This window comes from Maribacter sp. LLG6340-A2, assembly GCF_045057105.1.
Lineage (GTDB): Bacteria > Bacteroidota > Bacteroidia > Flavobacteriales > Flavobacteriaceae > Maribacter.
The window spans coordinates 2115588-2139932 of record NZ_CP159332.1; the positions used below are offsets into that span (position 1 = coordinate 2115588).

General features: G+C 36.4%; 20 protein-coding genes and 1 tRNA gene. 11 read left to right on the plus strand and 10 right to left on the minus strand.

From position 1 onward, the window contains the following. Positions 1–68: 68 nt before the first annotated feature. Positions 69–1949, minus strand: a complete 1881-nt coding sequence (locus ABVM52_RS09010; RefSeq protein ID WP_405379692.1) for a RagB/SusD family nutrient uptake outer membrane protein — start codon at positions 1947–1949, stop codon at positions 69–71. A 9-nt stretch (positions 1950–1958) separates the two neighbouring features. Beyond that, entirely contained in the window at positions 1959–5174 is a 3216-nt protein-coding gene (locus ABVM52_RS09015; protein ID WP_405379694.1) for a SusC/RagA family TonB-linked outer membrane protein, read from the minus strand. Positions 5175–5641: 467 nt separating this feature from the next. Here ABVM52_RS09015 and ABVM52_RS09020 point away from each other — a divergent pair, with 467 nt between their 5' ends. Together ABVM52_RS09020 and ABVM52_RS09025 are read left to right on the plus strand one after the other, a co-directional pair. Next, positions 5642–6658: a GntR family transcriptional regulator gene (locus ABVM52_RS09020; RefSeq protein WP_405379696.1), complete on the plus strand. Its 1017-nt coding sequence runs from the start codon at positions 5642–5644 to the stop codon at positions 6656–6658. Positions 6659–6787: 129 nt separating this feature from the next. Then, the gene (locus tag ABVM52_RS09025) at positions 6788–7762 is read left to right on the plus strand and encodes a polyprenyl synthetase family protein (RefSeq protein WP_405379699.1); all 975 of its coding nucleotides are present in this window, start codon (positions 6788–6790) and stop codon (positions 7760–7762) included. On the opposite strand, the gene ABVM52_RS09030 is transcribed toward ABVM52_RS09025, so the two are convergent. Together ABVM52_RS09030 and ABVM52_RS09035 are read right to left on the minus strand one after the other, a co-directional pair. Then, positions 7759–8901, minus strand: a complete 1143-nt coding sequence (locus tag ABVM52_RS09030; RefSeq protein ID WP_405379701.1) for a lycopene cyclase family protein — start codon at positions 8899–8901, stop codon at positions 7759–7761. The two genes, ABVM52_RS09025 and ABVM52_RS09030, sit on opposite strands and share 4 nt — an antisense overlap. A gap of 74 nt (positions 8902–8975) precedes the next feature. Next, a complete protein-coding gene (locus ABVM52_RS09035) occupies positions 8976–11252 on the minus strand; it encodes a TonB-dependent receptor (RefSeq protein ID WP_405379703.1) in 2277 nt (758 codons plus the stop codon). Positions 11253–11329: 77 nt separating this feature from the next. On the opposite strand from ABVM52_RS09035, the gene ABVM52_RS09040 reads away from it, so the two are divergent. The 4 genes from ABVM52_RS09040 to ABVM52_RS09055 all read left to right on the plus strand — a co-directional run bounded on the left by ABVM52_RS09040 (position 11330) and on the right by ABVM52_RS09055 (position 13872). Beyond that, positions 11330–11992 carry a metal-dependent transcriptional regulator gene (locus tag ABVM52_RS09040; RefSeq protein ID WP_405379705.1) on the plus strand — a complete coding sequence of 221 codons (663 nt, stop codon included), beginning with the start codon at positions 11330–11332 and terminating at the stop codon, positions 11990–11992. 13 nt (positions 11993–12005) lie between these two features. Continuing rightward, positions 12006–12827, plus strand: a complete 822-nt coding sequence (locus tag ABVM52_RS09045; RefSeq protein ID WP_405379707.1) for a ZIP family metal transporter — start codon at positions 12006–12008, stop codon at positions 12825–12827. Between the two features lie 124 nt (positions 12828–12951). Next, positions 12952–13383, plus strand: coding sequence for a hypothetical protein (locus ABVM52_RS09050; protein ID WP_405379709.1), 432 nt, complete (start codon positions 12952–12954; stop codon positions 13381–13383). 66 nt (positions 13384–13449) lie between these two features. Then, complete coding sequence (locus ABVM52_RS09055) at positions 13450–13872, plus strand: DUF2141 domain-containing protein (RefSeq protein ID WP_405379711.1); 423 nt, start codon at positions 13450–13452, stop codon at positions 13870–13872. Positions 13873–13898: 26 nt separating this feature from the next. Here ABVM52_RS09055 and ABVM52_RS09060 read toward each other — a convergent pair whose 3' ends face one another. Further along, entirely contained in the window at positions 13899–14303 is a 405-nt protein-coding gene (locus ABVM52_RS09060) for a TonB-dependent receptor plug domain-containing protein (protein ID WP_405379713.1), read from the minus strand. 101 nt (positions 14304–14404) lie between these two features. Here ABVM52_RS09060 and ABVM52_RS09065 point away from each other — a divergent pair, with 101 nt between their 5' ends. Continuing rightward, positions 14405–14791 carry a DUF423 domain-containing protein gene (locus ABVM52_RS09065; RefSeq protein WP_405379715.1) on the plus strand — a complete coding sequence of 129 codons (387 nt, stop codon included), beginning with the start codon at positions 14405–14407 and terminating at the stop codon, positions 14789–14791. Position 14792: 1 nt separating this feature from the next. Here the strand turns inward: ABVM52_RS09065 and ABVM52_RS09070 are convergent, their stop codons facing one another. The 5 genes from ABVM52_RS09070 to ABVM52_RS09090 all read right to left on the minus strand — a co-directional run bounded on the left by ABVM52_RS09070 (position 14793) and on the right by ABVM52_RS09090 (position 20540). Continuing rightward, positions 14793–16322, minus strand: a complete 1530-nt coding sequence (locus ABVM52_RS09070; RefSeq protein WP_405379717.1) for a carboxypeptidase-like regulatory domain-containing protein — start codon at positions 16320–16322, stop codon at positions 14793–14795. Between the two features lie 321 nt (positions 16323–16643). Continuing rightward, positions 16644–17120: a hypothetical protein gene (locus tag ABVM52_RS09075; protein WP_405379719.1), complete on the minus strand. Its 477-nt coding sequence runs from the start codon at positions 17118–17120 to the stop codon at positions 16644–16646. Positions 17121–17306: 186 nt separating this feature from the next. Continuing rightward, positions 17307–19505, minus strand: coding sequence for a ferrous iron transport protein B (gene feoB, locus ABVM52_RS09080; RefSeq protein WP_405379721.1), 2199 nt, complete (start codon positions 19503–19505; stop codon positions 17307–17309). Beyond that, on the minus strand, positions 19502–19747 hold the full coding sequence (locus tag ABVM52_RS09085; protein WP_405379723.1) for a ferrous iron transport protein A: 246 nt from the start codon (positions 19745–19747) through the stop codon (positions 19502–19504). The genes feoB and ABVM52_RS09085 overlap by 4 nt, the downstream gene beginning before the upstream one ends. 118 nt (positions 19748–19865) lie before the next feature. Continuing rightward, positions 19866–20540, minus strand: a complete 675-nt coding sequence (locus ABVM52_RS09090) for an SCO family protein (protein ID WP_405379725.1) — start codon at positions 20538–20540, stop codon at positions 19866–19868. A gap of 163 nt (positions 20541–20703) precedes the next feature. Between ABVM52_RS09090 and rseP the strand changes: the two genes are divergently transcribed. The 4 genes from rseP to ABVM52_RS09110 all read left to right on the plus strand — a co-directional run bounded on the left by rseP (position 20704) and on the right by ABVM52_RS09110 (position 24239). After that, positions 20704–22056, plus strand: a complete 1353-nt coding sequence (gene rseP, locus ABVM52_RS09095) for an RIP metalloprotease RseP (RefSeq protein ID WP_405385117.1) — start codon at positions 20704–20706, stop codon at positions 22054–22056. A 190-nt stretch (positions 22057–22246) separates the two neighbouring features. Then, a tRNA-Asn gene (locus tag ABVM52_RS09100) sits at positions 22247–22320 on the plus strand. Positions 22321–22767: 447 nt separating this feature from the next. Beyond that, positions 22768–23844 (plus strand): ATP-binding protein, encoded by a 1077-nt coding sequence (locus tag ABVM52_RS09105; protein WP_405379727.1) that lies wholly within the window; start codon positions 22768–22770, stop codon positions 23842–23844. Continuing rightward, positions 23844–24239 carry a response regulator gene (locus ABVM52_RS09110; RefSeq protein ID WP_405379729.1) on the plus strand — a complete coding sequence of 132 codons (396 nt, stop codon included), beginning with the start codon at positions 23844–23846 and terminating at the stop codon, positions 24237–24239. Before ABVM52_RS09105 ends, ABVM52_RS09110 begins: the two co-directional genes overlap by 1 nt. Positions 24240–24345: the final 106 nt, after the last annotated feature.

Sequence of the window (24345 nt, forward strand, 5' to 3'; positions counted from 1 at the left end):
TTGCTTAAATGTAAAAAATCTATCCCACAAAGGGATAGATTTTTCGAATAACTCAAAATTAACTTAACTTAATAGCCAGGGTTCTGGATCAATAATTCATTTCGATTAATTTCATCCCTACTTAAAGGCATGAAATACATCTTATCATCCCAAATTCTGGTTTCGTTATCGGTATTATCGACTACATTATAGGTGTAATCGTATACCTCTGGATCGTATCTGTAAGGCGTTATTGGTGTAGCTCCAGGTTTTAATTTGGCAGTTACCTTCATTACTTTGATTCCCCTACCTAATGTTTGATCGGCGATCATCCACCTTCTGGCATCATGATATCTATGCTCTTCATAAGCCAATTCTACTCTTCTTTCGTTGATATAGGCTTCCAATAGGGCATCTCCAGATGCTGTAATTGCGGGCATACCGGCCCTATATCTAATTTTATTAAGCCAATTTCTGGCCTCTCCCTCATCACCGGTAGCAATGGAGGCTTCCACATAGTTCAATACAATTTCCGTATAACGAATAAATGGCCAAGGAACCACTTGTGCACTGGATTGGTTGTCTACTAATGCTGGGTCCGGATCAATAAATTTACGAACATAGTAACCAGATCTAGTACCGTTCCAATTTTCTATGGGAGAATCTCTCATATCTACACCAGGAATGATACCGCCACTGCCATCATCGTAAGTACCGGTCTGTATTTCATCATAGGGATCAATAGAGGCGACATCATCTGGTCTTGGTTTCCAAGGTGCGCCATCATATAGAACGGTTGCTTTAAGTCTTGGATCTCTATTATCGTATGGTGCCGCAGCATGTTCAGGATTGCTCCAGTCAAAATCTGACCCATCCATCATTTGGTAATCGTCTACCAATTGTTGAATAGGCGTATTACCGGCCCAGTTATGATAACCATTTGGTCCGTTATTGATCCCTTGGTGAATACCTCCCAAAGGCCAGTTACTTTCTTGGGTAAACAATGGGGAGTGTGTTCTTTCAAACAAAAGTTCTGCTCTGGCGGCAGGGTCACCAACAGCACTTCCACCTCCCATAGCAATAGAGATGTAGGTTTCTGTTGCTTCTTCCGCAGAAGCCGGTTCAGTTAAGTCCAATTTATATCCGCTGGCTTCACTGTCCAAAACTGCTTTTGCCGCATTTTTCGCTGCAATCCATCTTGATTCCCTATCTCCAGAAGTATAGGCAATTAAGTCTTGGTTGGCATAGCTACCAAGTGTAGCAGATTTTTGAGCGGCTGTCGTTGCATCACGTAAATCACTTGCCGCGTATAGCAACACCCTTGATTTAAGTCCCATTGCACTTAATTTTGATGCTCTACCCGGTGTGGTTTCCTTGCCGTCTAGTAAGGAAATGGCATTGTCAAGGTCAGAGACTACAAAGTCAACATTTTCCGCATAAGTGTTTCTTGCAATGGAATAATCCTCATCAAGACCATATGGCCTATCTATTAACGGAGCACTACCATAATACCTCATTAATTGGTGGTAATAATACGCACGTAAAAAATGCGCTTCACCAAGTAAACGGTCCTTTAACACTTCATCATCAAAAGATGAATTTGGTAATTCCTGAATGGCAATATTTGCTTTCCTAATTGCCGAATACAATTCATCCCATTGTGGAATAATATTAACATTTCCTGTACCGGAAGGCGATAGGGCACCTTCTGTAATAACGTTTATTCCTCTACCGGAGTGCGTAAACATGGCTTCATCTGTCAATGAGGCCAAACCTTCTTCTTCAAACCCTCCATAGCCAAGGGATGCGTAAACATTGAAAACAAAAGCTTGAGCCAGAGCTCCATCTGCCCAAGTGGCATCTGCTGAAATGGAATCTAAAGGCTGTGTTTCCAAAAAGTCTTCGTTACACGATATAGGTATCAACGCTATGGTCAATAAACCTAAGAGTACTAATTTCCTTTTCTTCATAATTTTTTTTTAAAATGTTAAACTAAAACCTGTGTTAATAATCGACTGCTGCGGATAAAACTGCCCACTATTACTCGTTGATTCTGGATCGTATATATCTTGAGCTGCCCAAGTTGCCAAGTTTAGGCCACTCACATATACTCTGAAATTTGAAAGTCCAAACTGCTCTATCATAGAATTAGGGAAATTATAAGCCAATTGGACATTTTTAAGTCTTATGTAATCCTTGCTAAATAGATTATAGGTATTGTTGCCATAATCACCACCACTGTAATAGGTGTCTCCACGGCTAGCTAACCTTGGATCAACACTGCTTGGGTTATCGGGACTCCATCTGTTATCAAAGCTATATTTCAAGAAATTACCGATATCACCAGATTCTGTCTGTATAAATAACTTAGCTCCTGTAGCACCTTGCAGTAATACAGAAAGGTCAAAGTTCTTATAAGATGCATTAAAGGTAACACCGAAGTTGAAATTAGGATTAATACTGTTCTTTAATCTAACTTGGTCTAAATCGTTAATGGCACCATCACCATTAATATCCTTGAATTTCATATCACCTGGTTCAAGGACCGGTTTTACCGCACTGTAGTCCAATGTATTGGAGCTAATGGCTGCTTCATCCCTAAAAACTCCGTCATATTCATACACTAAATATGAACCTATTGGTTTTCCTTCTCGTAATTGGTAGCTAGGTGCACCTGGAATCTCATCTAAAAATTCTACGGAGTTTTGTGCATAACCACCATTTACGCCTACATCCCATTTAAATCCTTCTACACTGCCACCGTAATAGTTCAATGCAAATTCAAAACCTTCATTATTAACTTTACCCGCATTTACTGGAGGTAATAAATCCGATATACCTGACGACCCTGGTGTGGAACCTGTTTTTTGAATTAATATTTGATCCCTTTTGTTTATGAAATATTCTAAGGTAAAACTTAGTTTACCATCAAGCACAATACCATCTAAACCAACGTTGAAATTTTTTGCCCTTTCCCATGTAAAACTTGGGTTGGCCAACAATGGCTCGTTAAGAATGGTCTGAACTTGACCATTTATAGGGTATTGTCCAAATTCATAAATTGATTTATATGCATATTCTTGTAGCTCGTCATCCGTAATTGCACCATCACCGTTGCTGTCAAAGGAAACTTGATCATTACCCATTTCTCCGTACGATCCTCTAAGTTTTAAGTAACTAATAGAGTCTACATTGAACCAATCTTCATTATTGATGTTCCAACCTACCAATAAACCTGGGAAGAATCCAAAACGGTCGTCTCCGGGAAATATGTAAGAACCATCTACTCTCCAGATAAATTCTGCCAAATATTTCTCTTTATAGTTGTACTGTGCACGCCCGTAATACCCTAGCCGCGTTCTGTTATATGCATAACCATCGGTTTCTTGAGCAATTTCACCACCTACACCTAATTGGTCTACAGCGGTAGATAAATAGTTTCTTCTAAAAGCGGAGAAAAATTCCCCTTGAAAGTTTTCACGGGTTACACCGGCCAAAAGTCCAATAGTATGGTCTTCGCCAATTGTCTTGTCGTAAGTAAGCAAACCGGTAAGATTTGTGTTAAGTACGTTGTTGGAGGACTGTAATAATCTTGGATCTGTAAAGTTGGAACGGATGGCTCCACTCAAAACAGGATTTCCTGTTTCAATATAGTTTGCGCGATCTAAAGAATACAATGTCCACGGAGTCTGCCAAAGTTTTCTACGTAATTGGCTTTGGTCCACACCTGCCGTTAATGTTAATTTTAAACCATCTACCCAAGGATTGGTGATATCCACAGAACCTGTAAACTGTAGGTAATCTGTAGGTTGTTTATCATAACCTGTTTCATTGGTGGTTACTACGACCGGCTGTTGGCCATTTTCAATATCCGGACCTGGTAGGCCGTTTGGCCATACTGCTGGTTCATTGGGTCTTCCCCTCATCAACATTCTAAAAATAGCTCCGGCCCCTTCTGTTGGGAAGGTTCTATATTCCTTTCTATACCCCATTCCTAATTTGGTAGAAATGTAGTCATTGATTTTGGCGTCCGTATTTAACCTAAAGTTATATTGTTGATATCTGTTGGCAGAATTTTTATAGATGGCACCCTGATCGGAATAACCCAAAGATGCGTAGTATTTTAAATCCTCACTACCACCACTTATAGATAAATTATGTCTTTGTTGTTCTGCCCAATCTTGAAAAGTAGCGCCAAACCAATCCGTATCCGGATATAGCCATGGATCAGCATTTGTTCTGTGATTGTTTATGGTTTCTGGACTGAATGCGGCGTTTACTGTCTCTGAACCTCCAGGTATTGTGTAACTTCCGGTAGATTGAAACGCACTGCTTGCAGCACCCCATTGACTGGCTGGTATATTACTGTTGTATATAGCCAATTCATTCATGATAGTTTGGTACTCAACGGCACTAGCCATTTCTGGCACCCTTGTGGGTCTAGTAAGACCAAAATCAGCCTTATAGTTTATTTTCATTTTACCAACATTACCCGTTTTGGTAGTAACGATAATAGCACCATTTGCCGCCCTAGCACCATAAATAGCTGCGGAGGCATCTTTAAGTACTGAGATATTTGCAATATCATCTGCATTAATACGGCCTATACCACCATCTCTGTCAGGAATACCATCAATTACAATTAATGGCTGATTGTTGCCAAGGGTATTGGTACCACGAATGCTAATATTAGATTCATCGTTGCCTGGTTCACCACTGGTTTGAACAATGACTACACCGGGTAACCTTCCAGCTAAGGAGTTAGATACACTAATTGCAGGAGAACTTTCTAAAACCGGTCCTTGCACTGCCGTTACCGCACCGGTAACCGTAGCTTTCTTTTGGGTACCATACCCAACAACAACAACTTCTTCCAAGTTCGCAACATCTTCTTCAAGTGCTACGTTTATAGTGGTTTGATTGTTTACTGGTACTACCATGGATTTAAAACCAATGTAGCTAAACCGTAGACTTGTATTATTGTCGTCCAAAGTAATTGTAAAATTTCCATCAAAATCTGCTTGCACACCTTTTGTTGGATTATTGGCATCTATGACAGATACTCCAGGTAACGGCATATTGTCCGATGCAGAAGTAACCGTACCAGACACCGTTATTTCTTGGGCATATAAACTGGTCAGTAGCATACCTCCAAAAAATAAAAACATCGTTAAGATTCCACGATTTCTAATCATGAAAAGCTTAGGGAATTTAAATTGATAATTCATAAAATTAGGTTCTAATGTGTTGTTAGTTAATTTAAGTAGACGTGGTATGCATGGTCAATTTGAAGGTTACACTGGTTTAAACAAAGACTATGATACACTATGCTACTGTAAACAAATATATAATAAAATGTTAATTATTTAAATTTATATGATGTAAAATTTCAATATGCTAAAATAATAGTTGTTTATTGTGAAATTCACATTTATTAAAAATGCCACGAATTCATAAGAATTTCGCATTTAGAAGATAATTACTATATATTTTGATGTATTGTTAAAGCAAGATTTTTACTTGGTTCAAGCTATTTATTTTGAGTAAATCTATTGTAGTCTTAACAATAAATACCAATAGATTTAATTGGTTTTTGGTGAAGGCTAATTTTGATATACTGTATTAAATTGTATATTGGACCGTTGTAATTGTTATCTCTTTTATGCCCGTTGTTAGAAAAATTTTAAAGTTAACACAGAATAAAAACCTCTCTAAGCACGAGCAATTAGTACAAGGTGTCATAGAATCTATTGAGGAAGGTCATTTAAATATTGGCGACCAGTTACCATCTATTAACAATATGGTAGATGAAATAGGTTATGCAAGAAAAACCATTTTCAAAGCTTATGAGGAGCTTAAGGACAGGGGGTTGATAGAGTCTAGACAGTTAAAAGGTTATTTTGTAATTAGTCAAGAAACGAACATTACAAAACGCATGGCCTTGTTATTGTTTGCTTTTCAGAGCTATCAAGAAGAATTTTATAAGACTTTTAGGAAGGAAATGGGCAAGCGCTTTCAAATTGATGTCTTTTTTCACCATAACAATCTTACCATTTTTGAGACCATCTTAACCAATATAAACGGTAAGTATGGTATGTATGTCATTGCACCTATGCAGGACCCAAAAGTAGTACCCATATTACAAGCAATTGAACCTAAAAAATTGTTGTTGGTTGATAGGTATTTGGACCTTGGTAAATCTTTTTCATATATCTCTCAAGAATTTGAACAGGTTATTTATGGGTCCTTGGTACAGTTGTTACCCGAGATAAAGAAGTATAAAAAAATCATTTTATATTTTAACGAAGAGAGCGATTATAGTCCTATTTCCATTCGCAATGCGTTTAAAAGATTTTTGGAAAACTATGAAATTAAAGGTAGTGTAAAGACCAATTATTCTTTTGGTACGGCCACAAAGGGCAACCTGTATTTTATTTTGGGCGATACCATTCTGTGGCATGTGTTAAGGGATTGTGTTAGAAAAAATTATAAAATAGGAGAGGATATCGGTATTCTTTCACAGAATGATAATGTTGCCAAGGAAATTGTTTTTGGGGGTATTACAACCATTTCAACGGATTTTAAGGAAATGGCCAAAAAAGCGGCAAGGCATATTAAGAATGACGATGTTACCCAATGTATAATGCCATCTACACTAATCAAAAGAAATTCCTTATAATTTACTGCTTGGATCAATAATTAGTATCATATTTTTAAATTATTGAATACAGATTAATTTGTGTCTTGTTTCGTTTAGAAATCCTTCAATACAAGGCATTTTGTTCTATTTTTGACAAAAATTCAAAGAATGCATTCTATAAGTGAATATCGGGAGGAGTTCATAGCTTATCTAAACTCCAAGGAGCTAACCAAAGAACCTAAAAACCTATACGAACCCATTAGCTATATTTTAGGTTTGGGAGGTAAAAGACTTAGACCGGTACTCGTTTTAATGACTGCAGAAATATTTAATTCCTCTTTTAAGGATGCTTTGGATGCCGCATTGGCAATTGAAGTATTTCATAATTTTTCATTGGTACATGACGATATCATGGATGATGCCCCTGTAAGAAGGGGAAAAGTGACCGTACATGAAAAGTGGGATGTAAATACTGGTATTCTTTCTGGAGACGCGATGTTAATTTTAGCCTATCAACTTTTTGAAAATTATGAACCTCTTGTGTTTAGGGAGCTTGCCAAACTTTTTAGCAAGACCGCTTTAGAAGTTTGTGAGGGGCAACAGTATGATGTGGATTTTGAAACACGTGATGATGTTACGCTACCGGAATACCTTAAAATGATAGAGTATAAAACTGCTGTTTTGGTCGCAGCAGCCCTTAAAATGGGTGCTATTGTTGCAGGTGCTTCCACGGCGGACCAAAAGCATATGTATGATTTTGGCTTAAACTTGGGTATTGCATTTCAATTACAGGATGATTATTTGGATGTTTTTGGTGATCCTAAAACTTTTGGAAAGCAAGTGGGCGGTGATATTATAGAAAACAAAAAGACCTACTTATACCTTAAAGCCATGTCTAGTAATGCTGGAGCAATGTCAAAGGAATTGGAACATTTATACTCCATTCAACCTGTAGAAACCGAAGCAAAGGTAAATGCAGTGCGGTCCATATTTAAAAAAACCAAGGCTGACGAAGCCACACAAAAGGCTATAGCAACTTATACAGAAAAGGCTTTTGATGTCCTTGACAAAATAGCTATTGAAGAAGAAAAAAAGCAATTATTAATGCAGTTTGGTGAGAACCTTATGAACAGGACCGTTTAGAACAACCGTTTAAAGAACGCTTTGATAAAGGGTAGTTTAGGACAGGCGGCAATAAAGTTGAGGTCCTCAATTAAATTGGTTTCTTCATCTAAAAATTTAAATACTTTTTGGGGCTTTAATTTATTGAACAAAGATTCAAATACCTTGTAGCCATTAGCGTTATCTTTATAAAGTACATCAAGAAACAAAAGGTCATAATACCAGAACTTATTTTTTAAATTAAGTTTTTTTAAAGGGGTGTTATTTTTAATATGGTCTATTAATAAAGGTATTTTTTTGGCAGTGCTCATTAGGGTATACCCTGTACTTGGTTTTGCCCATCCGCCTGCGGTACCTATATAGCGTATTCTTTTGGTATGGTTCTCCCTAAAATCATAAGTTGTCATGGGGATGCTGCCAAACTCTTTTTCCGTAATTTCATAAGAGTGGCACTGAAACCTTTTCTTTATATATGTTTTTAGTTCTTCTTCGTACTCCGGTTTATCCAATAAGTGCTCTGAAAAAAGGGTGTATTCTATCAGTGCCATTTGGGATGAATAGGGTAATACATACATGAATCGTGTATTGCCTTTTTGCGGAATGGAAAAATCCATATAAGTAATTTCCTTTGGGTCAAAAACCGGATTTTTTGTCTGTATGACCCAGCCCATAAAATGTTGTTGTAGTACAGGATAATGTTGTTGGTTTTTGGCCATGGCATAATCAAATATACTATTGAAAACATAAGAACTGGTATAGGTGTTGTTCTTTGTTCTTATGGTAACTAACTTATGATTTTCTTCTATATCCATTACTTCTTCTTGTAGAAAGGTAATGGAGGAACTAAGGTTAATTTCATTTAAATAATGGGAATAAAAATCAATTCCCTTGATCATTTTATACGTGTATGGGGCTATCTGCGTACGCTGGGATAATTTTTTACTTTCAAAATGGACCGTTTTCCATTCGTTGCTTACTAAGGCATCAAACTGTCCAGGGCCTTTTTCCCAATAACACCAAGTGCGGTCATTGGTTTTTTTGGCATTCTTATCTAATAATAGTATCCGTTTGGAATCAAAAAAAGAATCTTTTGCCATGGCACTGGCCAATAAAAGACCAGATGCTCCGGCACCTATAATAATATAATCGTATTTCTCCATCAATCTGTATATAGGTAACAGATAATCGTTATCCTATGATATCAAAAATACAAAATAGCAAACGTCTTTACTGGCTAATTGAGCGTGTAGCGCATTCCAAAGAAAGTTCTTATTCCTTGGTTGGGTCCATATACATAAGAAGGGTCAAAGGTTAAGGCGTTAGGATTGTTGGGCGTGGCCACTGCATTGCCATTGTTGTCAAAAGTTACTTCTTTATCAAAAGGGTCGTGGGCACGGGCTATAATGAACGGATTTCCTTTATTTGGAGTCCAATTCAGGAGATTTTTTACACCGGCATATAGTTCAATATTTGAAAATCCTTTATGTGAGAATTGAATGTTTTGAATACTCCAAGTGGGAGAAAACTCCCTTCTTGGGTCATTTACCCCTAAAGTGGGCAATCTCATGGGGCCATACAGATTACCGGTATAATCGATAGTCATATCCCAGGCATTTATCGTGTAGGTAAGTCCCCAATTTGCAGCATAACTTTCCGTTAGTATTTGCCTTTTGGTAACTCCGTTTTCTGTTGTACTAACATCTTGTAAGGTGGCCCCAATCATTAGTTTTGGTCCATTTATTAGGGAAATATCCAAACTTGCGCTAACCCCTTTGCTTACGGACCTGCCATTTAAATTGTCATATAGTATCTGATTTGGATTGGTGTCATAATCTGGGATAATGGCGTTATTGAAATTTGTATAAAATACAGAGGCGTCCAATACGGCAAATGTACCGTTGTCCCCATATATTTTTTTAAGATAATTAAGGTTTATATTAAAGGAACGTTCCGGTTTAAGTTCTTCTGCAATTATGACATCACGTGCACCTGTAAGGGCGGCATGTTCTTCAGTAAATAAATTAACTACCCTAAAACCAGTACCTGCATTTAAGCGTATAATATCGTTATCGGTAAATTTATATCGGTATGCACCCCTTGGTGTCCAAATAGCGCCATGTCTTTTATCATAATCATACCTTAGACCAGCTAATAAGGCGTGTTTTTTGCCAAGGGAAACTTCATCCTGTATAAATATGCTGGGTATAAGAACTTCATTGGGGAGATTGCCATTGACGTCCATTGTTGCCGTGGTATTGTCATCGTAATAATTATACCTTAATGCGGTACCCGCCAAAATACTATGTATGGCAATTGTTTTATCCCATGTAAGTTGGGTAAAGCCTATACGTTGGTCCGCTATATAGGGTACATCTCCATAAACCGAATTTTGACTATGGTCATTGTAAGAAAAGGAAAGCATTAATTGTTCTTCAAGAGGAAGCTCGTATTTTCCAAGAATTTCCCATCTTCTGGTATAGATACTTTCCCCATAAATTTCATTTCCGCCCCTAAATTCTGGGGTCCATTGTAGTTCGCCGCCCCATCGGTCTTCATAAAAATACCTGCCCGCAAAGGATAGTAAACGCGAGTTGTCTCGTTGAAAATTCCATTTCTGAAAAACAGAGATCCGGTCTTGTATGGTCAGGTCCGTAAAATTGTCCCCATTATTATCAATAGGATTATCATATTTAAAATAGTTGATTCCTAAAAGCACATTGGTCTTTTTACCTAGATTAAATTTAGTACCCAAATCAAGATTTAACTCTCCCCAGTCCGTTATAAAGCTATCCGCCACTAATTGGGGGGCGCTCACGTTGTTTTTGGTAATAATATTGATCAGGCCGCCTACTGCTTCACTACCATACAAAGTAGAGGCTGGCCCTTTTATAATTTCTACTTGCTCAATTAAGGAATTGGGTATGCCAGATAATCCATATACCGTTCCCAGACCACTTACAATGGGCATACCATCTATTAAGACGAGGGTATATGGACCTTCAAGTCCGTTTATATGAATATCCCCCGTATTGCAAACGTTACAGTTAATTTGTGGTCTTACCCCATTTACATTCTGTAAGGCTTCAAATATATTGGCGGTAGGGTTTTTTTTAAAGAACGTGGGTTTGTAAACTTCTACAGGAACCGGTGTTTCCAATCTGTTTACAGGCTTTAAAGTTCCGGTAACCACCATTTCATCAAGAGATTCTGTAGCGGGGTTTAGGCTGATATTTAATACATGGTCAACATTTTTAGAAATGGTAATTATTTTATGAAACTGTTCAAACCCAATGGTGGATGCAATGATCGTGTGTTTTCCAGTAGGAATATTTTTTAGGACATAAACACCGTTTTCATCTGAAGCAGCACCAATTTCAGTGCCCTTTATATAAATATTTACAAACGCAACAGGTGAGCCATTTGATGATATGGTCCCGGATATTGTAGAGTTTTGAGCTTTTACGGTTATAAAAGCAAAAATAGAGCAGACAAAAAATAAAATTTTATTCACCTAAAATAAGTTTTAGACAAAACTAAATAATTGTTTTTATATATAAAAATGTATTTTTGTGCTTATATTAATTTGTAATGACATTATCAGAGGAAGATTATATTAAGGCTATTTATCATTTAAGTCAGATTGATAATAAATCCGTTGCAACCAACGCTATTGCGGAACAAATGAATACGAAACCTTCATCTGTAACCGATATGGTAAAGAAGTTATCGGAAAAGTCATTGGTCAACTATAAAAAGTATCAAGGTGTATCCTTATCGGAGAAGGGTAGGTTGGTGGCCCTGTCCATTATACGAAAACACAGGTTATGGGAAGTCTTTTTGGTAGATAAGCTTAATTTTTCATGGGATGAAGTCCATGAGGTTGCGGAACAATTGGAACATATAAAGAGCGATGCCTTGATCGATAAGTTGGATGCACATTTAGGTTTCCCAAAAGTAGACCCCCATGGAGACCCCATACCTACAAAAGATGGTACCTTTAAAAAGTCCATAAAAAAGCTGATCAGTGAATTACCGGTACTTAGTGAGGGTGTTTGTGTAGGTGTGAATGATTCATCTGCCTCTTTTTTAAAATTTTTGGATAAGAATAGAATAGCACTTGGCGATACATTCAAAATTTTAGATCGTGAGGAGTTTGATGGTTCGGTATCTATTTCCACCAGAAGTGGAATTATTAGAATATCGGAACAAATAGCCTCCAATTTATATTTAGAAATTTCAGATACGGAATAAAGACCAAAAATATATGGAACAGATAATTGATTATTTTGAATCTATAGACCCCGTTTTAGCAGCATTCTATGCTACGTTATTTACATGGGGACTTACCGCCGCTGGGGCAGCATTGGTTTTTTTGTTTAAAGGAATGAACCGTGCTTTGTTAGATGGCATGTTGGGTTTTACTGGTGGTGTAATGGTGGCCGCCAGTTTTTGGAGCCTATTGGCGCCGGGTATAGAAATGAGCCCTGGAGATGGTTTTGTTAAGGTCATACCTGCCGCAGTTGGTTTTTTATTGGGTTCTGCCTTTATCTTTGGATTAGACAAGGTATTGCCACATTTACACATAAACTTTAAGGAGAGTGAAGCGGAAGGGGTAAAGACCCCATGGCACAAAACCACATTGTTGACATTGGCCATTACCTTGCATAATATTCCCGAAGGTTTGGCCGTAGGGGTACTTTTTGGAGGTGTAGCCGCCGGTTTTGACGGTGCTACCATAGGTGGGGCCGTAGCCTTGGCGCTGGGTATAGGCTTACAGAATTTCCCTGAAGGTTTTGCTGTTGCCATGCCGTTGAGACGACAGGGACTTAGCCGTACCAAAAGTTTTTTATACGGTCAGGCATCGGCAATTGTAGAGCCTGTGGCAGCAGTGCTTGGAGCTTGGGCGGTAATGACTTTTCAGCCCATATTGCCCTATGCGCTCTCATTTGCCGCCGGGGCAATGATTTTTGTTGTAGTGGAAGAGGTAATACCGGAAACACAGCAAGATAAATATACGGATATTGCCACCATGGGATTCATAGCAGGCTTTATTATTATGATGACCTTGGATGTTGGTTTGGGCTAATAGCTCCTATTTAGAGCGCTTTGGTTTTGATATGAGCTTTGTTTTATGATTGCGGTAATTTATAACCGTTTTTTACGTTTCAACTTTTAACTTGAACATTAAAGAATATCTATAGTTTTTAATTATGCAATTGTTTAGGAATAACTGGTTTTGGAGCGTCATTCTTATAGTGACCATAGTGGTGTGCGGTATAATTTTGGCAATGCATTTTAAAAATTGGATAGATACAGAAAATAATGCCTTGACCTTGCGTTCGGGATTTTACCGTGTTCAGGTTCCATATGAAGAGTTAGACAGTGTACTTTTAGTGGAAAGAATACCGGCAATGCAACGTATTAATGGATTTTCTGCGTTGGAAAAAGAAAAAGGTATTTTTAGGGAGTTTAAAGATTCCCTGACCAATAAAAAAGTGTACGTATTTGTAGATAATATTGAGCAGCAGAAAATAAAATTGGTATACAAGGATTCTTCCTATTTGTACGTTAACCTAAAAGATTCAGTTAGAACTTTACAATTAATGGACGGTTTAAAGTCAAAAATCTCTAATGAGGAATAAGATATTGATAGTAAAAGTTTATTATTTGGCATTAAAATTGATCCTCTCCTAAAATCATTGTTTTATATGGATTATAGAAAGTGTATTTTAATTTTGGTGTTCGCAGCTTTGCCAAACATGATCATGGCACAGCATAAGCTTAATTTAAACGTGGAGGGAGTACCTATTGAAAAAGGCACCATATGCTACGCGGTATACACCAATAAAAATTCGTTCTTAAAATTTGACAAGGTTTATAAATCCGGTACGGAAAAGGCAGAAGAGGGTAAAACTACAATTGAAATCAATGACCTGCCTGATGGTGATTATGCAATAGCTATTTTCCATGATGTAAATGGAAATGAAAAACTGGACACCAATATGTTGGGGATACCAAAAGAGCAAGTTGCCTTTACAAAAGGAAAACTGAAAATGTTTGGTCCGCCAAAATTTGATGAATGCGTTTTTACCCTGACTTCAAATATAGATTTGACCGTTACTCTAGAGTAATGGCTCTTTAAAAGGAAGTTTTAGTGCTATTTATACGTTGTAACAATAATGACCCCGTTTGCAGCCCTTGTTCCGTACATGGCCGCATCTGCGCTAGAAAGAATTCTTATTTTTTTAACGTTGAAACTTTTTACCGCTTCATTTAATGATGAAAATGAATTACCTAATTCATATCCATCTAAAATATATAGAGGTTCTTGAGTGCCGGTATTGCTAAAGGAATTTGATGTTTTTGCAAATACGGGTTTACCATTCCTATTTATTATTCCTGGCATTTGAATAATACGTTCCAATAGGGTGAAATTAGTTCTGTTTTTTTCATCCAATTCTGCTTTAATATTGGATTTTTCGGATGTGGTTTTTTGAGAAGAACCACATGAAATCAAGGTAGCGGTTATAAAAAGTGTAAAAATGATGGCCTTATAGTTCATAGTTAAATATAAGGTTTTATTATTTATTTGTCGTAAAATTTTAGCTTTTGAATAACAAGGTGATTTACTAATATTGAAGCTATCTTTATAAAAAATAGAATATGGTTTTAATAGCACAATTGGCGGCATCATTTTTTGGACTTCTAGCAATTATATTGGGTGCCTTTGGTGCGCATGTATTGAAAAAAACATTTACTGTGGATCAATTACAAAGTTTTGAGACGGGTGTAAAATACCAAATGTATCATGCACTTGTTCTGCTAATATTAAGCTTTAACCTTAATCTAGAATCTGGTTTGGAAAGAAATATAGTGTATTGTTTTATTATTGGGACCATACTTTTTTCGTTCAGCATCTACGGTTTATGCATAAGCGCATCTAGAGGTAAAAAATTGAAATTTCTTGGTCCTGTTACCCCGGTAGGCGGGTTGTTTTTAGTTGCCGGATGGGCGTTGTTATTTTATTCCTTCATTAAAAACTTGGTGTAGTCTATTCCAATTCTGTTGAGGTAAACTCTTTAATTGCCGTATTGGGTTCCATAATATTATAACCTTTCCAAAAGTTGGGGTCATAACTAGGCATGTATGTAGGCAGTACAGTATGGTTTTCCGCATAATTTTTAAATTGAGTTTCGTCTATTTCTTCCGTATCAAATATTACGAGTTCATTTTTTTCAATATCGGTAAAGACCAAATCCATTTTCCCCGATAACTCATTTTGTTTATTTCTGCCCTTTACTACTTTATTCTTTTCTATAATTTTAAGGGGTCTTTTTATGCCAATTCTAGTACCTATTTCGGTCTCAAGATATTGAAGTACATAGGTTCCAGAAGGTTGCTTTAAAAAAATAACTTTTCCTTTGGTCAGGTAGGTATTGGTAGACACTCCTAGAAGTTTAAAGGTGCGTACCGGTTTAACGTTTTCAAAATCTGCACGTATGATGGCAAAATCATCGGCATTTATATACAGTGTTCCACTATAATCTGCAGAACCTTTGGGTTGAAAAGTGATCACATAAACCGCATCATTGCCCAAATAGGTAAACTCCTTTAATGAATAGGAATATTTTCTGGATTTTATGATGAAGTTTAGGTCCGTATCCTCATGTATGGGCAGGTTTTGCAATTGTTTGCCCAATATTCTTTTTCTGTAGTTGGCGAAATTTAATTTACGCTGTTTGTCATTTTCTTTTTTGCGCTCAAATTCTTCATTAACGGCCGCTATGTCCGTGGAATCTATATCTGCTTCAAAAAGTTCATCGGCATCTAGTTTAGTGCCAAAAAGTCCCGATTTAATTTTGAAATAAGAATCGGTCCTCACGTTTTTCTTGATAATATCGTTAAACTTTTCCTCCAGTTTTTCCAGATCCAATTCTTTGCTTTTATCATAAAGTTCAGACGCCTTTATAAGTTCAAGTTTCTGTTCATCTTCATTAAGATTACCATAGAGGTCGCCCAAAATTTCTGTGTAATAACTATTAGATTTTGGTACCGTATAGATAACACTATCTATAAAATTTTGGTTGAATGCTTGTATAGTTGATTCTTTGACTTTAAAATCTGTCTTTACCATACGACTGAACGATGAATTTCTGTAAAAAATACGTTTCTTGTTGTAATCATAATTATAGTTGCTACTTAGCTTATCATTTACCAAATCCATAATTTCATCTGCCGTATAATTGACGTTTGATACGATGACCTCCCTAAGTTCTATGGCTTTAGGACTTAATAAGATTTTATCGTCTTTAAAAAAGGATAATGGTTGGGCAACGGTTTTATAACCGATACATGAAATAAACAACGAATCTGATTCTTGCACCGTGTCATTCAATCTAAAATTAAAGTTGCCGTCTTCATTAGTGATGACTCCTTTACCGTTTAGAAGTACGGTAACATAAGGTATTGGGGTCTTGCTTACACTGTCCAGAACATAAGCAGTTAAATTTTGTGCCTTAACTATGGTACTATGAAATACTAGGAAATAAAAGGGAAGAATAAAAAGGAGTTTTTTGCTCATGGTTTGGATAATGGTTTTGCAATCTAAACGAATCAAAGCAACAAACGTTACTATTTTACATACTGTTAGGAGTATTTTAGGCCTAATTTAACTTTCCTAAGCACAGAACGGTCTCTTAATAGTTTTCGCTATGAATAGTTCAGGGAATGAAAAGTGATAGTTTTTAATCAGTGCACGATGTAAGCCAAAACCAAGTTTAGAGGTTTAAATTACCAAAAAATAAGACGTCAAAACTTGTTTTGGCAGATGAGCAGGGTAGAAATTTTCTTAACCACTAAAACCCGCATTATCTATAGCCCTTTTAGTGAGCTGGCTTTAGTGTTATATTTCAGTCGAATTGGTTTCAAAGTCCTTGATTACCGTAAAAAATACCCAAGCAATAAACAACATTTGCAAAGGAATTCTAAACCATAAATATTCAATTCCATTTCCGTTCATTTCTCCAGTTTGATAGTTGATATTTTCTATAGATGCTTTAATGTTCGCTGGTAATATTGAGAGAAGGAACACTATCAAAGCCCAACCTGCTATGGTTTTGGTTCTAGGAATCAACAGTGCTACTGCAAATAGAAATTCTAAAAACCCGGTCACATACACGAGTTCTTTTTTTAAGGGAAAAAAGTCAGGAATCATTTGAGTCATTCCGTCTGTAAACACAAAATGAGCAACAGCGGTAAACATTAGCATAGCGCTCATTGCAATTCGTCCTGCTAATTTCCAGTCCGTCTTTTTTGTCCGCAGTTTGATTATAAACAGCCCGATGAAAAATACACTTATTAAGACAATTAGTGGTTTCAATTTGCAGTTTTTTCAGCTTGCATAAAAAAAAGATTTTAATGACAGCCGCAATCATTTTGGCCACACACTTTACTGCTCTTTTTTTTAGCGTTCCAAAGCGATTTTGGGATTAAAAATTTATTGACCAAATATGCTATGGAAATAGCCAATGTTATATATACTAATATGTGCTGTAGCATATCCATTTTATTTTAATATTTGATAAGCGATCAGTGCAACAATATAGGCAAAAAGACTCATGATCACCAATTGGCCAGCTGGCCATTTCCAAGAATTGGTCTCTTTTTTCACTACTGCCAAGGTGCTCATACATTGCATGGCAAAGGCATAAAATAATAATAAGGAAATACCTGATGCCAAATTGAACAGGGGTTTACCCGTCCTTGGGTCAACTTCTGCCGCCATTCTATATTTTATAGTTTCTTCCTCATCATTACCAACGCTATAAATAGTAGCCAAGGTACCTACAAAAACTTCCCTTGCGGCAAAAGACGTTAGAACGGCAATTCCTATTTTCCAATCATATCCCAGTGGTCTAACAATGGGTTCTATTGCCTTGCCCATATACCCCATATAGGAATGTTCTAGCTTATAACTGGCAATTTCTTGGTTAAGGGCACGCTCCTGCAACTCTTCATATTCAAATTGTGCCAAGACTTCATTATTGGCCTGTTCTGCTTTAAGGGCCTGTTGTTTGTTTTTGATATAGTCTTGGCTAAATTTAGAAAAGCCTTCCTCCTCTACACGGTTGGTAACAATACTTTCTGCATTTTTAAATTCGTCCGAAAAACCATTGGAACCTAGAAACCACAAAATAATGGATATGGCCAAAATAATTTTACCAGCTCCAAATACAAAGCTTTTGGTTTTCTCTAAAACGGTATATCCTACGTTTTTTAGTAACGGTAATTTGTAATTTGGCATTTCAACTACAAAAAACGACTTGCTCTTTATGTTCATGACCTTGTTCAATACCAAGGCGGCTAATATAGACGCCCCAAATCCCAATAAATACAATAGCATTAAGGTCAAGGCTTTGTAACTTAGGCCTAGCAGACTACCCTCTGGTATGACCAAAGCAATTATTATGAGGTAAACAGGTAATCTTGCGGAGCAGGTGGTGAACGGTGTAACCAGAATGGTAATTAATCTTTCTTTCCAATTTTCAATTGTTCTGGTGGCCATAATTGCCGGTATGGCACATGCTGTACCGGATATTAAGGGTACTACACTTTTTCCGCTTAGACCAAAAGGCCGCATAATGCGGTCCATTAAAAAGACCACCCTGCTCATGTAACCCGTTTCTTCAAGTAGGGCAATGAACAAAAATAGGAAAGCGATCTGGGGAATAAAGATGACAATGCCACCAATACCTGCCAATATACCTTCTGCAATTAAATTGGTGAACACACCTGCAGGTAGCGTTTCTTTTACCCATTCTGTGGCAGAGGCAAAAAAACCATCAATTAAGTCCATTGGGTATTCACTCCATCCGTAAATAGCTTGAAAAATGGCCAATAAAATCAAAAAGAAAATTAGGTACCCAAAAACTTTATGGGTCAAGATTTTATCCAGGGTAGCCCTAAACCCTTTCGCCGCATTTACATCTACTTTATAGGTTTCCTTTAGAATACCGTTTATAAATTGATATCTTAATATGGTCTCTTTTTGTTGAAGGCGCTTTAATTCCGACTTGGATTTTGTGACAAAGGAAGAGGTATCCTTGATCAATGTCTTTTCAATAGGCATGAAGTTGACATCTTGGGTAATGACCAACCAGAGCTTATACACATCTTCTTTAGGAAATGCGGTTCGTAAGCGTTCAAAGTACTCCGGGTCTATAACAGATGCATCTACATTCTGTGCTTTGGATAAATTTTTATAGTCTGCGATCAATACTTTTAAAGTCTCAATACCTGTTCCTTTTCTGGTGCTGACCAAGGCAATTTTAGAATGTAGCTTTTTCTCTAAAAGTTCAATATCTATGGTAATACCCTTTCTGGACATACGATCGGCCATGTTAATGACCAAAATGGCAGGTATCTTTAAATCCTTTATTTGCGTAAAGAGCAGAAGGTTTCTTTTAAGGTTCTCTACATCGGTGACCACCACGGCCACATCTGGGTGGTCTTTGTCGTTTTTGTTCAACAATAACTCTACCGCTACACTTTCATCCAATGATGTTGTGTTTAGACTATAGGTTCCGGGCAAATCTAAAATATGGGCTTTAACCCCTCTAGGTAGTTTGCATATACCTTCTTTCTTTTCTACGGTAATACCAGGATAGTTACCAACTTTTTGATTGAGTCCGGTTAGTTGGTTAAAGACAGATGTTTTGCCTGTATTAGGATTCCCTATAAGGGCTACATTGATTTGTTTGCTCATATAACAACATTGTCTTCAATGATTTCCAAGGCTATATGTAGCGCCATTTCCCTTCTAATGGCAATATGAGACCCATTTACATTTATATAGATAGGATCCTTTAACGGTGCTACCTGGACCAATTCTACCATATTGCCTGGCAGGCAACCCATTTCCAATAATTTAATGGGCAACAAATTTTCGGTGAATTCTTTAATAATTCCCTTTTGGCCTCTTCTTAAATGTGCAACGGTAGTTTCCAATCTTTATTTAGATTCATTATAAGTAAGGCAAAAGTAACGGAAATATTCCAATTAGGAAATTATTATATCCTAATAAATGTGCCCAGATTAGCCGTAGAATTTGGTGTTTGTAAATATCCTATTCCTTGTATGAAGCTTTTAATATTTCAAGATCGGCTATTAGTCGGTCTACTTCTTCTTTACTTGTGCCATCATAAAAGCCCCTAATTCTCTTTTCCTTATCAATTAAAATAAAATTTTCTGTATGTATCATATCAAAAGGGCCACCATCCCCATTGGTCTTTACTGCCAAATAAGATTTACGGGCAAGTTCATAAATCTGTTTTTTGTCGCCGGTAACCAAATTCCATTTTTTGCCGTCCACTCCTTTTTCTACTGCATATTTTTTAAGTTGGGCCACACTATCAATTTCTGGCGTTACGGTATGTGATAAAAGGAGTACCTCATTATCATCAGCCAATCTATTTTGAATCGTAACCATATTTTTGGTCATAACTGGACAAATAGTAGGGCAGGTGGTAAAGAAAAAATCGGCAATATAAATTTTATCCTTATAGTTTTCTTGGGTTATGGTTTTGCCATTTTGGTTAGTCAAGGAAAAATTGGATATCGTATGGTATTTACGTACGTGTTGTATTTCCTGTGGTACCAATTCCGCATTGACCATGGCAGGGGAATAGACCGGTAAAAGTTCTTTTGGTGTCAATGCATTATAGAACAAATAAATAATGACACCGGAAACTCCCAAGAGCACCAAACCAAAAAGTTTGAATTTACCGAAGAAAGAACGCATTTATATTTTTTGGTAAAGGTACATTAGCCATTGCAAGATTTCAAGAAAAGCGGGACTAATGGCTGCCAAAATATTCATAAAATATGCTGAGTGTTAACGGTTTCTTTTTTTAAGCGGTTGTAAAAATGTACTTTTGTCCGATTTTAATTTTCACGAAGAAAGAATGAGTCCCATTATAATTAAGACAATACAATTTTTTTTAAGCCTTTCATTACTTATTGTTCTACATGAGTTAGGCCATTTTATACCCGCAAAATATTTTAAGACCAGAGTAGAAAAGTTCTATTTATTCTTTGATGTAAAATTTGCCCTGTTTAAAAAGAAGATAGGGGAGACCGAGTACGGTATTGGCTGGTTGCCTTTGGGAGGATATGTAAAAATATCCGGAATGATAGACGAGAGCATGGATAAAGAAGCCATGGCAGAAGAACCAAAGGAGTGGGAGTTTAGAAGCAAACCGGCTTGGCAACGATTAATCATTATGTTGGGCGGAGTTACCGTAAACTTCATATTGGCAGTAATAATTTTTATAGGTCTTGTATTTACCTATGGTGATGAATATATAGCCAATGATAGTCTTAAAGATGGTATTTGGGTAACCGAGCCCGTATTAGGAGATGCTTTGGGAGTACGGACGGGAGATAAGATTATTGCCGTAGACGGTAACAAAATAAAAGCTTTGAACAGTATAGTTCCTGAATTGGTGTATGGTGAAACCATTACCATTGAACGTGATGGTGCTGTAATCGAAAAAGACATACCGGTAGATTTTATTGAAACAATTTCAGATAATAAGGAGAATGCAAGATTTATTAGTCAAAGAAGCCCTTTTATCATTAAAAATGTTCCAAAAGAATCTCCAAATGCTACAACAGGTTTTGAAAAGGGAGATGCCTTGGTTGAAATTGATGGGCACCCAGTAGAATATCTAGATGAAGTATCACCGTATTTAGAAGAGAATAAAGGTAAAACCTTAGATATTGTTGTCAATAGAAATGGATCAAGGGTTCCTTTACAGGCCAAAGTTTCCAATGAAGGAAAACTTGGTGTTAGTTTAGGGTTTGATACCTTTCAAGAATATGCCGAAAAAGGATATTTTAAGGTAGAGACCTTAGAATACACATTCTTGGAATCTATACCGGCGGGATGGAACAAAGGAGTTAAAACATTGACCGATTATATTAAAGGGATGAAAAAGATTTTCAATCCTGATACGGGCGCCTATAAAGAAGTTGGTGGTTTTGCGGCCATTGGCGGTATGTTCCCGGATACTTGGAACTGGCATCAATTTTGGGCTACAACCGCTTTTATATCTATTATATTAGCTTTTATGAATATTTTACCTATACCAGCTTTGGATGGTGGGCATGTTATGTTTTTATTATATGAAATGGTGACAGGTAGAAAACCAAGCGATAAGTTTTTAGAGTATGCACAAATTACCGGATTCTTTATTTTGGTAGCACTTTTACTGTTCGCAAATGGTAATGATGTTTACAAATGGTTATTTAAATAAAAAAACATTTTTTTTTGTTTGGCGAATTTCAAAAAACTACTATATTTGCACCCGCTTTAGGAAACTAAAACGGGTTATTTTCCTCCTTACCTGCCTGCCGGCAGGCAGGGCTCAGAACTGAGCTCCTCCTTACACCGGCAAAAAAGTAAAAAGGAAATGAGTCAAAAAAAGACTTAAAAATAAAACATATTCCTCCTTAGCTCAGTTGGTTAGAGCATCTGACTGTTAATCAGAGGGTCCTTGGTTCGAGCCCAAGAGGGGGAGCACTGAAAGTGAAAGCCTTATCAGAAATGATAGGGCTTTTTTCTTATCCATACTTTTCTGTTTCCATTTTGGTAGCCACCTACTTTTTTTTCAATATCGACATGTGGAGTGTGTTATTTTCTTTTTTAATAAAAGGTTTCTGTTTGGGTTGTTTTAAGACATTTATGGCATTAGTGAGCATACTGTATTTAAGTTCATGTATGTCAGTTGATTAGATGTATATTCCTCCTATTTTTACATTTAAAAAATCCGATAAAACGTTCGGTTTAATCGGTTATCTGCGTAAAGCATCCCTTTTGACTACTATAAAAATTACCAACTTATCTACATTTTTATGCCATTAAACGACACGGATCAAGGGCTCATCTTGAAATAAAAATACTTTGAGGTTATTAGCTGAGGTTTGTAGTATAAAACCACTAAAAATAAGACCCCAAATCATTTAAGATGAAACATAATATTAACCAATTAAGAGCTGCATTTTTTGACATGGCACATTCGCCATTTGTAATCTTTGATAAAGATTTCATTTTTGTTGACATTAATGACATAGCCCTTAAAACTATACCGGTAACAAGGGAAGAAGTCATTGGAAAGCATTTTTTGGAAATTTTTCCAGAAGCTGACCTTAATAGGTATGAAGCATATAAAGAGGTTATTAGAACAGGTGTTCGTAGAGATTTAGAAGAAGTGCATTTAAGTTTACCAACCGGCGATTTTGTTTTTTTGGTTAAGGCATTTCGTGTTGGTGACGGTTTAGGTCTATCCGCGTTAAATATTACCAAACTCATTACAACGATTGAAAATCAAAAGCAAGACAAAATAAAACTCAAGGAATATAACCTAAAGCTTACGGAGAAAAACAAGGAACTGGAAGTGTTCTCATACGCGGCTGCCCATGATTTAAAGGCACCTTTGATTAATTTACGGAGCTTGTTGGGTATCCTTAAAGATGAATCTCTTATAAAGGCTACAGGTGAACCTATTTATTCTAAAATAATTCAGGTGTTTGATATCATGTCATCAAAACTGAATGCTGTAAATAAGGTGATTGGTTTAAAATCTACCATAGGGGACAAAAAAGAATCTATTAGTTTTCAACATTTAGTGAACGATATTAAGGGCGAAGTGTCCGAGGAAATTAAAGATGGCAATATCATTTTTGAAGAGGATTATTCTTTATGTTCTGAGGTCTATTACAATAAGCCCCACCTTCATAGTATTCTTCACAATTTAATAACCAATGCGGTTAAATACAGGAATACATCAGTACAATCAAAAATTAGTATTTCTACCTCTATTCAAAAGAATAAGGTGGTTTTGGAAATTTCTGACAACGGAATTGGTGTAGACCTGACTTCTAACGAGGACAAACTCTTTGGCCTATTCAAAAGAATGCATACACATGTAGAGGGTTTGGGTGTAGGACTTTATATAGTAAAGTTTATTGTTAATGCCCATGGAGGACATATTAAAGTAAAAAGTAAAAAGAATATTGGTACTAATTTTAAAATCACATTGTAATGAATAATTCAATCCATAATGAAACCAAAGTATTATTAATAGATGATGATCCTGTTTCTAATTTTATCGTAACAAGAAAATTAGAGAAACTGGGATTAGTAAACATATATGCCGTAGAAAACGGCGCCCAGGCAATAGAATATTTAAAAAACAATGAACCTGATTTAATTTTTTTAGACATCAACATGCCTATCATGGATGGTCATGAATTTATGATTGAATATAAAGAAAGGAACCTACCCAGTGATATCAACATCTTTGTTCTTTCTTCTTCAGATAGGTCCTGTGATAGAAAAAAATTTATGGATTTTACCAATGTCCTTGGTTATATAGAAAAACCATTGGAAATAGAAAGTATTGAGAAAGCATTGAATACTTTAAAAATGCATATTTAAGTTTTCAGCATATATCATTTTGGTAGGTATTGGTTTTAAATTACCCACTATGGTATGTTTCCACAATTCTTGCTTTAACATGACCAATTCAATTTTATACCAAGTA